The organism is Rothia sp. CCM 9419 (genome assembly GCF_048512815.1).
Classification (GTDB): Bacteria; Actinomycetota; Actinomycetes; order Actinomycetales; family Micrococcaceae; genus Rothia.
On the sequence record NZ_JBLXXY010000006.1, the window covers coordinates 88,627 to 101,685 of the forward strand.

Annotated in this window: 11 protein-coding genes; 10 read left to right on the forward strand and 1 reads right to left on the reverse strand. The window is 47.5% G+C overall.

The window, feature by feature from the left end; genetic code table 11:
• Positions 1-28: 28 nt before the first annotated feature.
• Entirely contained in the window at positions 29-2,026 is a 1,998-nt protein-coding gene (locus ACN08W_RS06410) for an acyltransferase family protein (protein ID WP_419109067.1), read from the reverse strand.
• Between the two features lie 183 nt (positions 2,027-2,209).
• On the opposite strand from ACN08W_RS06410, the gene dapB reads away from it, so the two are divergent.
• The 10 genes from dapB (at position 2,210) to recA (ending at position 12,995) form a co-directional block, all read left to right on the forward strand.
• Positions 2,210-2,965: a 4-hydroxy-tetrahydrodipicolinate reductase gene (dapB, locus tag ACN08W_RS06415; protein WP_419103258.1), complete on the forward strand. Its 756-nt coding sequence runs from the start codon at positions 2,210-2,212 to the stop codon at positions 2,963-2,965.
• Between the two features lie 5 nt (positions 2,966-2,970).
• Positions 2,971-3,567, forward strand: a complete 597-nt coding sequence (locus ACN08W_RS06420; protein WP_419107258.1) for a hypothetical protein — start codon at positions 2,971-2,973, stop codon at positions 3,565-3,567.
• 67 nt (positions 3,568-3,634) lie between these two features.
• On the forward strand, positions 3,635-4,570 hold the full coding sequence (gene dapA, locus ACN08W_RS06425; RefSeq protein WP_419107259.1) for a 4-hydroxy-tetrahydrodipicolinate synthase: 936 nt from the start codon (positions 3,635-3,637) through the stop codon (positions 4,568-4,570).
• A gap of 80 nt (positions 4,571-4,650) precedes the next feature.
• The gene (locus tag ACN08W_RS06430) at positions 4,651-6,372 is read left to right on the forward strand and encodes a ribonuclease J (RefSeq protein ID WP_419103255.1); all 1,722 of its coding nucleotides are present in this window, start codon (positions 4,651-4,653) and stop codon (positions 6,370-6,372) included.
• Positions 6,373-6,482: 110 nt separating this feature from the next.
• Complete coding sequence (locus ACN08W_RS06435) at positions 6,483-9,605, forward strand: DNA translocase FtsK (protein ID WP_419109068.1); 3,123 nt, start codon at positions 6,483-6,485, stop codon at positions 9,603-9,605.
• A gap of 31 nt (positions 9,606-9,636) precedes the next feature.
• On the forward strand, positions 9,637-10,236 hold the full coding sequence (gene pgsA, locus ACN08W_RS06440; RefSeq protein ID WP_419109069.1) for a CDP-diacylglycerol--glycerol-3-phosphate 3-phosphatidyltransferase: 600 nt from the start codon (positions 9,637-9,639) through the stop codon (positions 10,234-10,236).
• Positions 10,233-10,706 (forward strand): CinA family protein, encoded by a 474-nt coding sequence (locus tag ACN08W_RS06445; RefSeq protein WP_419103252.1) that lies wholly within the window; start codon positions 10,233-10,235, stop codon positions 10,704-10,706. The genes pgsA and ACN08W_RS06445 overlap by 4 nt, the downstream gene beginning before the upstream one ends.
• A gap of 240 nt (positions 10,707-10,946) precedes the next feature.
• A complete protein-coding gene (locus ACN08W_RS06450) occupies positions 10,947-11,390 on the forward strand; it encodes a helix-turn-helix domain-containing protein (RefSeq protein ID WP_419103251.1) in 444 nt (147 codons plus the stop codon).
• 75 nt (positions 11,391-11,465) lie between these two features.
• The gene (locus ACN08W_RS06455) at positions 11,466-11,690 is read left to right on the forward strand and encodes a DUF3046 domain-containing protein (protein WP_419103250.1); all 225 of its coding nucleotides are present in this window, start codon (positions 11,466-11,468) and stop codon (positions 11,688-11,690) included.
• 201 nt (positions 11,691-11,891) lie between these two features.
• On the forward strand, positions 11,892-12,995 hold the full coding sequence (gene recA, locus ACN08W_RS06460) for a recombinase RecA (protein WP_419103249.1): 1,104 nt from the start codon (positions 11,892-11,894) through the stop codon (positions 12,993-12,995).
• The last annotated feature ends 64 nt before the right edge of the window (positions 12,996-13,059 follow it).

A 13,059-nucleotide genomic window follows, 5' to 3' on the forward strand; every position in this document is an offset into this window, starting at 1 on the left:
GTGCCTATCAGATACTCGACAAAGACCCTTACCATGCGGGGGAAGTGGCTGGCTGAACAGGTTCTGCCAGCTCTTCCTCCGCCGTATCTTGGCGCTCTAAATCTTTTTCCGCCTGAGCTACTGCTGTAGCAATAGTTTGGGCATAAACCTTTTGACCGATAGCTTGAGGATGCACACCATCCGAGACAAGATACTCTGGATGATGTTCAGCAGCCTTTGCCCAATCCGCAACAACAATATTCTTCGGATATTTTGCGGCAGCTTCTTTAATGACCTTATTAGAATCTTGAACCCACGTCAGATGCGCAGGAGCAGCACCCGTGACAAGAACAATTTTTCGTTGACCATGATCCGAAATATCTTTAACGAGCTGGTCAATCTCCTCCATCGAATACGTAGAATTAGTTGTTACCGAAAGTACGACAACAGAACCTAATTGTCCATGCTCGTTCAGACGAGAAATCACGGGGAAAGCTTTGACGATAGTGCGAGAGACTTCTCCGTCAATAATCGCTTCAGGCAACGCCTCGTGAAGGGCCTCTGCCGAAGCTAAAGACACTGAATCCCCAATAACCGTTACCGAAGGATTCTCTTCCTTCCTCGTCGCTTGTTTAGAGGAGCTTTCTTTCTCCGTAGCAGCCACAGAATCAGCGTCGGGTGCAGGCGTGGGCTTTGGGGCGGCGATATGTTCTTCATGAGCCTTTTGCGCTTGTGCTCCAGCTGCCACAATATCTTCTGCAGAGGTTGTCTTGGGCGCGGTAATGACTGCCGCTGTGGTAGCAGCAGTACACAGAAGAACCGCACCTAAAGCCACAAAAGAAGGTACTTTTTGTGAGCCAGAGAAAGCACCCCACACGGAGGAAGCACATGCCAGAAAACCGTGTTGGCGGATAGGCTCCTCAACGTACATATATGACAAGCCCGAAATGATTAAAGTCAAAAAGAGAACAAAGAACTCAACCCAAAATTTCTGATGGACACCAAAAGTGTAGTGTGCAAGAACATAGAGCGGCCAATGCCAGAGGTAAATACCGTAAGAACGTCGCCCAATCCACACTAAAGGAGCCCACGAAAGAACCTGACGTAGAACATCTGAAGCAGGATTATGCACGTCAGGTAAGAGAGCCTGAATCACCGCCAACGCTAGGAAACCAGCAAAGAACAACCCACCAGGCATAAAAAATATTTGGGTCTGTTCTAAAAGCGTTGCATAAAGTGCTAAACCAAAAAGGGCTAACCAACCGGCACCTGAACGTAAAGCACCCTGCCAATGCTCCCCATAACCGACCAGCTGATATAAACGAGAATCAGCTGGAGGATACATGCTCCACGGAATCATCAGCGCTAAAAGAACACCCAACATCAAAGGAAAAAGATGCGTATCCGTACCATAGTAGATACGGTTTGGAGAAACCTCGAAAACGTTGAGAACAACACATAATAGAACCGATAGCAACCCCAAAATAACGGGGATAAGCGCACGACGACTCCACCGCGAAACAAACATGAAAACAATAACAAGCACTACCGGCCACAGAATATAAAACTGCTCTTCAACCGCTAAAGACCAGAAATTAGTGAGCAACTCAGGGGAAGTCTGTGTGAAATAATCATTGCCAGAAAAAATATAGAGCCAGTTAGAAGAAAAAGTGAACGCACCAAAAATTTGACGCCCCAGATTCACCTGCGCATCATGGCCAATGATGAGCGTAAGTGTACCAACAACAATGATGAGCAGAACAATCGCTGGAATGAGTCGACGAGCACGACGAACCCAAAAATCAATGATGTTCATCTTGCCGGTGTAGGCACCTTCACGCAAAAGCAAAGCAGTAATGAGGTAACCGGAGATGACGAAAAAAATATCGACACCAATCATGCCCCCTGGAAGAACTCCGGGCCATAAGTGATAGACCACCACACACAATACGGCTAACGCTCGTAAACCATCTAAACCAGGTAGACGATACTTCCGTTGGCCTTCTGCAGGGTCAACACTGGAATAAAAGACATGCTCTTGATTCAACTGTTACCTCTAATTACCTACTGAGTTACTTCACGAGAAACGAAGTAACTGTATAAGTTTATGGCACAGTTGAGAATATATCCGCAATTTTTCTGCGCTACATTTAGAGTGTTATACAGACGCCGAAGAGAATAACGACCCTCTTACCTGCATCAAAACACACCTCAAGGAGAAAACGTGAGCATGAGCACCCCCTGGAAAGTTGCCATCGCCGGAGCCTACGGAAAAATGGGACAGGAAGCCGTACGAGCCGTAGAAAACGCACCTGACATGGAACTCGTCGCTCAACTCGGTTCTCACGATCCTCTAGAAAAGATGATTGAAGCGCAAGCACAAATTCTGGTAGATCTCACCGTCCCCAATAGCACCGAACAAAACGTCCATTTTGCTATTGAACACGGAATCCACGCCGTCGTTGGAACCACCGGATGGGATGAAGAAAAACTCAACCGGCTTACAGAAAAACTGACACAAAATCCAACAACCGGAGTGCTCATCGCCCCGAACTTCGCCATCGGAGCCATTCTCGCCACAGAATTTGCAGCACGGGCAGCCCAATACTTTGAATCAGTAGAAATTATTGAACTTCACCACCCACAAAAAGTTGATGCACCATCTGGTACGGCCGTACACACCGCACATAAAATAGCTCAAGCACGCAAAACAGCAAATCTGCCAGTATCTCCTGACGCTACTGTCACAGACACCGGAAACTCTCGTGGAGCACTCATCGACGACGTCAGAGTACACGCTGTACGCTTGCGAGGGCTCACTGCAAGTCAAGAGATACTTCTCGGAGACGAAGGGCAACAACTGACCATCCGCCACGACTCCTTTGACCGTTCCTCGTTCATGCCTGGGATATTACTGGGCATCCGAAAAGTCAGCTCTCACCCTGGCTTAACACACGGACTCGACCATTACCTCGAACTGAACTAAAAACCATGAACTCGCTACGAAACTTCACAGCGAGCGCATGTGTGCTCTTAGTCCTCACCATCTTCATACTGCCCTTAGAAAATCACACGAAACTTTCTCTAATCGCGGTTTTAGCCTGTAGCGCTCTATTCCTCTTCTGGGAGGTAACCGGACGAACCAAAGCCTTTGCATGGGCTATCATTATCGCGCTCACTCTTTACCTACTGATGAGCATGAGATATGCTCTGGCTTTATTCCAAGCAGGAACACCCACCGGTTATCTGATGGGCGCTGGCATGATAGGCCTACCAATACTAGGGGGGTGGGCCATGATACGAGAAATACTCTTTGGTATACGTGTTGAAAAACTTGAACAACAACTCCACCTCGACGACACCTCCAACTCGTATCGTGAACTGCTCCAACAATTAGATGACGGACAAGCCCAAGAGCTCTTTAATAGCGTAGAAGATCGTATTAAACACGAACCCCACAGCTGGAAGAACTGGTTTGTTCTTGGACGCATCTATGAAGTACTCAAAGACCGTAAACGGGCCAGAAAATCTATACGTATAGCGCTCGCCTTATCTGAAGGTAAAACACCCGCATCGTTAGAGGTGTAGAGGTGTTAGCGGAGATGATGAGTCGGCAAAATACAAAAACTGAGCAAAAGAGGGTAGTCTAAAGAATATGTCTGAGTCCTTAAACCACACTAAAGGTACGTTTGTTGAGCCGATTTTTGGCAGAATGCTCACCGCTATGGTGACTCCTTTTTCTGCTGACGGCTCTGTTGATGAAGAAAAAACAGCCCAACTGGCACAATACCTTGTTGATCATGGTCACGATGGGTTAGTTGTTTGTGGCACAACAGGCGAGTACTCCACCATGACAGACGAAGAAAATGAGCGGGTTTTCCGTATCGTCAAAGATGCGGTGGGGCAGCGTACCACGATTATTGCTGGTGTTGGTTCTAATGATACTGCCCATACTTTGCATTTGGCTCAGCGTGCTGAAGCAGTTGGTGTTGACGGTCTTTTAGTGGTGACACCGTATTACAATAAACCGACTCAGTCTGGTTTGCTCGGGCATTTTACCGCTATTGCAGATGCTGTACATACTCCTGTAATGCTTTACGATATTCCTGGGCGTGCGGGTATCCCTATCGCTCCAGCTACTTATCAGAAGCTTGCTCAACACGAAAATATTGTTGCTGTCAAAGACGCTAAGGCTGACTTTTCTGCGGCAACAGAAGTGATGGCAACAACCGATTTACAGTTTTATTCTGGTGACGACGGGCTCACCTTGCCATGGTTGGCTATGGGAGCTGTCGGACTGATCGGCGTGACAACTCATATTGCACCGCAATTATTCCGAACATTGATTGATGCCGTCGTCGCTGAAGATTTATCTCGAGCGCAACAGTTGCATCGAGAGCTCACTCCTATTGTTACGGCAACGATGTCGTGTGTTCCAGGGTGTGTAGCTGCCAAAAAGATTCTTACATGGCAAGGACTTTTGGATTCTCCAACGGTTCGCTTGCCACACGTGGAGCCGACGCAAACAGAGGAGACTCTCATGCGTTCTTATCTAGAGCAATCGTCGATAGCTTCCACTCTTATTCGCTAAAAACTCGGATGAAGCGGGTTCATGAACTCTTCTAGTTTGTGGACTCGCTTTTGCCATGACATATATTGAAGGACATAATATTGGCAGTATTTGATACAGAACTTCGCCAACCTAAAAAGTTGAAAAAAGACACTCTACGTGTTGTTCCTCTTGGCGGGTTAGGCGAAGTCGGACGTAACATGACCGTATATGAGATTAACGGTCAGCTTCTCATCGTGGACTGTGGTGTGCTCTTCCCTGAAGAATCACAGCCTGGTGTCGACCTCATTCTGCCCGATTTGAACTACATCAAAGACCGGCTTGACGACATCGCGGCAGTTGTCCTCACCCACGGACATGAAGACCATATAGGTGCGGTACCGTATCTATTGCGCCGTCGCCCTGATATTCCGTTGATTGGTTCTCAGCTAACTTTAGCGTTGGTTGAAGCGAAGCTTGCTGAACACCGCATCAAACCCTATACCCTCACTGTTGTTGAGGGGCAGACCGAAAAAATTGGTCCTTTTGAATGCGAATTTGTGGCTGTTAACCACTCTATTCCAGACGCTTTAGCAGTATTCATTCGTACAGCTGCCGGTAAAGTACTTCATACTGGCGACTTTAAAATGGATCAGCTACCTCTAGACGGTAGGCTCACTGACCTTCGCCATTTTGCGCGTTTAGGAGAAGAAGGCATTGACCTCTTCTTACCAGATTCAACCAACGCTGAAGTTCCTGGTTTCACCCCGACTGAAAAGAACATTGGTAAGGTTCTTTCTCAGGTTTTCCGTGACGCTACCCAGCGTATTATTGTGGCGTCTTTCTCCTCTCACGTGCACCGCGTTCAACAGGTACTTGAAGCTGCCCATGAGCGTGGCCGAAAAGTAGTGTTGGTGGGACGTTCAATGGTCCGTAATATGACCATCGCCGAGAAATTGGGATACTTGAAAGTTCCTCCAAATACTTTGGTTGATTTGAAGAAAATTGACCAATACCGTCCTGATGAAATCGTCATGATGTGTACCGGTTCTCAGGGAGAGCCTATGGCAGCTTTATCTCGTATGGCTAATGGGGATCATAAGATTCAGGTTGAACAAGGTGACACTATTGTTCTTGCTTCTTCTTTGATTCCCGGTAATGAGACGAGCGTTTATCGCGTTATTAACTCTTTGTTGAAGCTCGGTGCTGAGGTTATTCATAAGGGCAACGCAAAAGTTCACGTTTCTGGGCATGCGGCTGCTGGAGAGCTGCTGTACTGCTATAACATTCTCAAACCTAAGAACGTTATGCCTGTTCACGGTGAAGTTCGACATCTTATTGCAAATGGTAATTTGGCAATTGAGACGGGTGTTCCTGAAGAAAACGTCTTATTGTGTGAAGGCGGCACTGTTGTTGACTTGGCAGATGGTGTAGCTCAAATCGTCGGTCAAGTACGCTGCGACTACGTTTATGTTGATGGCCGTTCGGTGGGAGAAATTACCGAAGAAGACCTCAAAGACCGCTTGGTCTTGAGTGAAGAAGGCTTTGTCTCTGTTGTTGCTGTGATTGATCGTGAAGCAAAACGCGTGGTCTTCGGGCCAGACATTCACGCTCGAGGAGTCGCTGAAGACGATTCTGTCTTTGAAGATATTGCTCCTAAGATTACCGCTGCTCTTGAAGACGCGTTGCATCTTGCTCCCGAGAAGGTTCATACGACGCATCAACTACAGCAGATTGTCCGCCGTACGATTGGTTCGTGGGTTGCTCGTCGTCTGCGACGTAAACCCATGATTTTGCCAACGGTTTTGGACACTCCTTCGGCAAAGACTTCAACAACTGAATAAGTTAAAGATAAGGTTTAACTTATTAGTTTTTATTCGTTATGATTCAAGCGGGTGAAACGACCTTTGGGAAGGTTTCACCCGCTTGAACCCACTGAAAACTTACGGGATGTATGGCACGCAGAACAGCATCAGCTCAGAAATCGAACACGAAGCGTTCTTCAACACGCACGCAAACTCGAAAGAAGAGCACTACTTCGCGCTCTTCGGCACGTTCAACAGCAAAAGTTGAGCGTCCTTCATGGTTCTCTCGTACCATTCTTGGTACGTGGAATGGTTTTGCGCACCTGATAGGTGGGGCTATTCGACGTATGGGCGAACTCCGCACTGATATTGCACCAGAAGACCGTCGTGACGGAGGCGCTTTAGTCGTTCTGTTAATGGGTCTTATTACTGCCGGTGTTGAATGGTGGGCATGGGGCACCGTTGTCTTACCCTCTTGGGTTGAAACTCCTCTGCATGGGTGGCATGTGCTTGTAGGGGGAGTATGGGGGCAAGGCGCTCTACTCATTCCCTTCTTTGCGGTCTTCTTCGCCGTTCGTATTTTCCGCCATCCGTTAGAGGTTCGTTCGAATAACCGTATTGCTGCTGGGCTGACGATTATGCTCGTTGCAGCGTCGATGGTTGCCGCGAAACTGAATGATTTTCCAACCTTTGCTCAAGGTTTTGAGGGAGTGTGGAACGGCGGTGGCGTTGTTGGGCTGGTGGTTTCTGCTCCTGCGGTACGTCTTGTTGGCGGTATTAACATTCTTGAATGGGTTCTTTGCGGATTTGTCTTTGCCTTAGGTCTGTTGATTGCGACAAAGACTCCACTGCGCCATGTTGGCCCTCGTCTCGTGCATATTATGGGGATTCTCTTAGGAGAGCCTCCTGCTAAAATGCCTAAAAAGCATGAACCTGAAGATAAGGTTGAATCACAGGTTCCGGTGTACCACGACCGTAGTTACCTCTACGAGAACGAAACAACAGCTTCAGAGCCCTCTTCTTCACGTGGCTTACTCGCTTGGTTAGGCTTTGGCAAAAATGCCCACCGAGACACTTCACTGGATCGTTACGACGGAGATGAAGCCTTCGAAACTGCTCTGCTCACTGAAGAACTAGAACCGCACGAACAACTCTCTTCAGAATCTGCTGCACCACCACAAAAAGGTCGTTTTAAACGCCGTTCAGCACGAACCGAGCCTGACACACAAAACTTAGAGACGCTCGCCTCTGCCCAAAAACTTCACAAAAAAACACCTACTGTTTCTCAACCCACACCAAAACTCTTTGACCAAGACCAGTGGGCGACAAAAGAAACGAGCACTCTTGACGCTCCTGCTCAGCGTTTAGCGCAAGCTCAACAAGCTGCTATCGTTCATGGGCGACGAGAAGAACCTCAAGAACACGAAAAAATCTTCTCAACGGCTGAAGAACCTGCAACTTCTTACATTGAGCCGTCCTTTGACGCGCCAGAACCTGCTGTTGCTAATATAGAGCCACCTAACACGCCAGTAGAGCTAACACCTCCACCGGCTGAAAAAACCGCAACGCCAAAGCCCTCAACACCAAAGCCCGAAGTGGCCGAAAAACCTGCAATAAAGTCACCGCTGACAAACAACACTCTTAAACCAGCGGTGCAAGAGGCTCGCCCGCAACAGGTCGTACCGCTATCCACCGGCACTTACGCCCTGCCCGAAGAATCCATGCTGGTGGCAGGACCTCCTGCCAAAGAAAGCTCCGAGGTCAACGCTCAAGTCGTAGAATCTTTGACGAACGTCCTTGAACAATTCAACGTTGACGCAGAAGTGACTGGATTCTCTCGAGGACCTACCGTTACTCGCTATGAAATCGAACTAGGTGCTGGCACTAAAGTTGAACGTGTTACTGCACTATCCAAGAACATTGCTTATGCCGTGGCATCTGCAGACGTACGCATTCTTTCCCCTATCCCCGGTAAATCCGCAATTGGTATCGAAATTCCTAATACCGACCGCGAAACCGTAGCTTTAGGTGACGTACTACGTTCGAGCCAAGCACACCATAATGACCACCCCATGATTATGGGTGTGGGTAAAGACGTTGAAGGTGGATTCGTTCTAGCTAACCTTGCAAAGATGCCACATATGCTTGTTGCTGGTGCTACCGGCGCCGGTAAATCCTCGTTTGTCAACTCAATGATTACCTCTATCTTGATGAGGGCAACACCAGACCAAGTACGTTTGGTCATGGTCGATCCTAAACGCGTAGAACTGACCGCATATGAGGGTATCCCACATCTGATTACTCCCATCATTACGAACCCTAAGAAAGCTGCTGAAGCTTTGCAATGGGTTGTTCGTGAGATGGATGCTCGCTATGACGACTTAGCACACTACGGTTATAAGCATATTGATGACTTTAACAAAGCGGTCGAAGCTGGAAAGATTCAACCTGACCCAGGTAGCAAACGCACCATCAAAACATACCCGTATCTTTTGGTCATCGTCGATGAGCTTGCTGACTTAATGATGGTTGCTCCACGCGACGTTGAAGAAGCCATCGTTCGCATTACTCAGCTTGCGCGTGCTGCTGGTATCCACCTTGTCCTAGCAACACAGCGTCCTTCTGTTGACGTCGTCACCGGTCTGATTAAAGCGAACGTTCCTTCTCGTATGGCGTTTTCGACGTCTTCAGTCACCGACTCTCGAGTGGTCTTGGATCAGCCCGGTGCTGAGAAACTCATTGGGCAAGGTGACGCTCTATTCTTGCCGATGGGTGCTTCAAAACCGATGCGTGTACAGGGCGCTTGGGTGAGTGAATCAGAAATTCATCAGATTGTTGAACACGTCAAGACTCAGATGCCGGTGAACTACCGTGAAGATGTTCTACAATCGGCGCCGAAGAAACATATAGATGACGACATCGGCGACGACCTTGACGTTCTCTTGCGTGCTGCCGAGCTGATTGTGACCACACAATTTGGTTCTACCTCAATGTTGCAACGTAAACTGCGTGTAGGCTTTGCTAAAGCGGGACGTCTGATGGACCTCCTAGAATCTCGCGAAATCGTTGGCCCCTCAGAAGGCTCGAAAGCACGTGATGTTCTTGTTCCGCCTGAAGAATTACCCGCTGTGCTTGCACGTTTACGAGGTGAAGATGTGCCAGAGCCATCTGCTGGTTCACAAAATACAGGTGCTGATGAGTACCTGAACGTTGATGAGCCATCATCGGATGATGACTCAAGCGAAGATGCGTGGAGTTTAACCGGTCGGTAAAAATGACGACAGAATAGAGGAAGGTTCTATCATGGGCAGAAAAAAACAGCAGACGCTATGGAACGTGCCTAATATTCTCACCATGTTGAGAATTGCAATGGTGCCTTTATTTATGGTGCTGTTGCTGGCGTCAGGCCCATATGGGCATTCCTCGTCGTCGGCACGCTGGTGGGCAGTTGCTGTTTTTGCGCTCGCTATGCTAACGGATTGGCTTGATGGGTATATTGCTCGTTCTCAGAACCTCATCACAAATTTTGGAAAAATTGCAGATCCCATTGCTGACAAGTTGTTGACCGGTGCCGCCTTTATCGGATTCTCACTATTGGGCGAGCTGTGGTGGTGGGTGACAGTCGTTATTCTTCTGCGTGAATGGGGAATTACGCTCATGCGTTTCTTTGTGATCCGTTATGGCGTGATGGCCGCTGGCAAGGGTGGAAAACTTAAGACTGTCTTGCAAACTATTGCCGTGATTCTTATGCTTCTTCCGTTAGGTCTATTAGGTTTCTGGGCTTTATTGCCGGGGTATGTGGTATTAGCTGCGGCAACAGTTTTGACGGTAACTACTGGCGTTGAATACGTGCGTCATGCTTTAGAACTGCGTCGTACTGCTCGTAGAAGAAGGTTCTTATGACTTCTCAGACACTTGCGGAACAAGTGGTGTTCTATGCGCGACAACGACAGATTCTTATCGCTACTGCCGAGTCTTTGACCGGTGGAATGGTATCGCAACAGTTGTGTTCTGTTGCGGGGGCTTCTTCGGTGTATCGCGGTGGTATCGTTTCGTATGCAACAGATTTGAAGGCAAAACTTTTAGGTGTAGACGAGCAACTTCTAGAACGTGAAGGTGCTGTTCACCCTGAGGTGGCTCAGAGTATGGCTTTTGGTGCTGCTCAAGTGTGTGGGGCTGATTATGCTCTTGCTACGACGGGTGTTGCTGGACCTGAACCGTTGGATGGTCAACCCGTTGGTCGAGTATTTTTGGGTCTTTGTACTCCTGAGGGTAATTTTGCTCAGGGGAAGATGTATCAGGGTACACGTGATGAGATTCGTAAAAGTGCTTGTCAAGATGCTTTAGAACTCTTGTTAGGCTATGTGAAATGATTCAGCGAAAGATGTTTAGCTGAATTTTCAGTAAAACTACAGAAAACTTTGAGATAAAAGGGGAATGAAATAGCCTCTTTGTGCTGTTATATATAATGCATCTTTCAAGAACTTGATGATTCAAAAGTTCTTTGTGAATCAAGATAGTAGATGAGTGCTTGAAGATTCATCATGCGTTAGGCTATAGAAAATATAGCTTCGAAGATTCGAAGCCAGAAATATCAGGAGTTAGGTATAAAAATGACCAAGCAACCCGTATCCGTGAACGGTGTCGTCCGTTGGAAGGATGTGGGTCAGTCCACCAACACTGCACCCACTCAACACGAGCCAAAAGTACTTCTTTTGCGTCAAGCTATTGGTGAGGTGCTTCGCGATGTTCGTCAGCGTCAAGGACGTACGCTTCGTGAAGTTTCGCATAGTGCCCGTGTTTCTCTGGGATATCTTAGCGAGGTGGAGCGTGGGCAGAAGGAAGCTTCTTCTGAGCTTCTTGGTTCTATCTGTCAGGCATTAGATATTCCGTTATCACAGATGTTACGTGAGGTTTCTGACCGCATTTCTGGAGAAGAGCGGTTCAGTGTTCCCGATACTGTTCCTACAGAATTTTCAGAGCAGTTTAATCGTGAGTATGGTATTGCTGCAACATCTTCTAAAGATATCCCTGCTGAATGTGCCACAACACGCTAAAGTGTAGCGGTTCATAGAATATGAGGTACGGTTGCTTACTACGGTGGGCAACCGTACTTTATCTGTGAGGACATCATGCGTTTAAGTGAATTTTGGAGATTGATGGATGATGAGTTTGGTGCTCATTATTCTCGAGTGCTTGCCAAAGATGTTGTGTTGGGTGCTTGTGGTGATGTGACTGCTATTGAAGCGCTAGAGCAAGGTGTTGAGGTGCGTCGAGTATGGGAAGCTGTGTGCGATGTGCAGGATGTTCCTGAGTCTCGTCGTTTGGGGCGAGATATACCACCGCGAAAAAATTAGTAATTTTGTTCTATTTTATTTTCTGTGTTAGTAGAAAATGTGTTCGATAGAGGGTATGCTCTGTATTCGGAGCTTGAAGATATAACGCACGGTATCTTATCCACAGTTTTGTACTTCTCTGTTTTTCAGCGCTAACGCTTGTAGAGTGGTAACTAACAATAACAATAGTCATTCGGACGTGCCGAAGTGAGGTAACACAATATGGCAGCTAAATCTCGAAATACTCAGCAGGTAAGCCGAGTATCTGATGAAGGTCGCGAAAAAGCTTTAGAGACTGTTCTTGCCCAAATCGACAAGAACTACGGTAAAGGCGCTGTGATGCGCCTTGGCGACAAAGAAGCCGTTAAAGTGGAGACTGTCTCAACCGGCGCCTTGTCTCTGGACGCTGCTTTGGGTATTGGCGGATTGCCTCGTGGTCGTGTCATCGAGATTTATGGTCCTGAATCTTCTGGTAAAACAACGGTAGCTTTACACGCCGTTGCTGATGTTCAAAAACGTGGCGGTATCGCTGCATTTATTGATGCTGAGCATGCACTTGACCCAATCTATGCTGCAAAACTTGGTGTCGATACAGATGCCTTGCTTGTTTCTCAGCCTGATACTGGCGAACAAGCTCTAGAAATTATGGACATGCTCGTTGGCTCTGGTTCCGTAGACATTATCGTCGTAGACTCTGTTGCTGCTTTGGTTCCGCGCGCTGAGATTGAAGGCGAAATGGGGGATTCCCACGTTGGTCTACAGGCTCGTTTGATGTCTCAGGCGTTGCGTAAAATTACGGGTCGTTTGGCACAGACCGGTACTACCGCAATTTTCATCAACCAGCTACGCGAAAAAATCGGTGTGTTCTTTGGTTCTCCAGAAACAACAACCGGTGGTAAAGCTCTTAAATTCTATGCTTCCGTTCGTATCGACATTCGTCGTATCGAGACGCTAAAAGACGGTGCGCAGCCTATCGGTAACCGTACTCGAGCTAAAATCGTTAAAAATAAGATGGCTCCACCTTTCAAACAAGCTGAATTCGACATCCTATACGGCGAGGGCATCTCCGTTGAAGGTGGCATTATCGATATGGGCGTTGACAACGGCATCGTTAAAAAATCTGGCGCTTGGTTTACTTACGAGGGTGAACAGCTTGGGCAAGGTAAAGAAAACGTTCGTAAGTTCTTGAAAGACAATCCGGAGCTCACCGAAGAAATTAAATATAAGACCTTAGTTAAACTCGGCATCATCGAAGACGATACGCAGATTGGGGAGAGTGAAATTCAGGAGAGTGACCCTCTCAATAGCTCTTCAGACGGGCTCTAATATTTCTTAGATAGTGGGGTAAGGAGCGTATGCTTCTTACCCCACTATTTATTCGTGAACCATT

What these genes read in the sequence shown, in the direction of transcription:
- recA (WP_419103249.1), top strand. Translation starts at nt 11,892, where the DNA reads ATGGCAGCTAAATCTCGAAATACTCAGCAGGTAAGCCGAGTATCTGAT.
- dapA (WP_419107259.1), top strand. Translation starts at nt 3,635, where the DNA reads ATGTCTGAGTCCTTAAACCACACTAAAGGTACGTTTGTTGAGCCGATT.
- ACN08W_RS06455 (WP_419103250.1), top strand. Translation starts at nt 11,466, where the DNA reads ATGCGTTTAAGTGAATTTTGGAGATTGATGGATGATGAGTTTGGTGCT.
- ACN08W_RS06445 (WP_419103252.1), top strand. Translation starts at nt 10,233, where the DNA reads ATGACTTCTCAGACACTTGCGGAACAAGTGGTGTTCTATGCGCGACAA.
- dapB (WP_419103258.1), top strand. Translation starts at nt 2,210, where the DNA reads ATGAGCACCCCCTGGAAAGTTGCCATCGCCGGAGCCTACGGAAAAATG.
- pgsA (WP_419109069.1), top strand. Translation starts at nt 9,637, where the DNA reads ATGGGCAGAAAAAAACAGCAGACGCTATGGAACGTGCCTAATATTCTC.
- ACN08W_RS06420 (WP_419107258.1), top strand. Translation starts at nt 2,971, where the DNA reads ATGAACTCGCTACGAAACTTCACAGCGAGCGCATGTGTGCTCTTAGTC.
- ACN08W_RS06435 (WP_419109068.1), top strand. Translation starts at nt 6,483, where the DNA reads ATGGCACGCAGAACAGCATCAGCTCAGAAATCGAACACGAAGCGTTCT.
- ACN08W_RS06450 (WP_419103251.1), top strand. Translation starts at nt 10,947, where the DNA reads ATGACCAAGCAACCCGTATCCGTGAACGGTGTCGTCCGTTGGAAGGAT.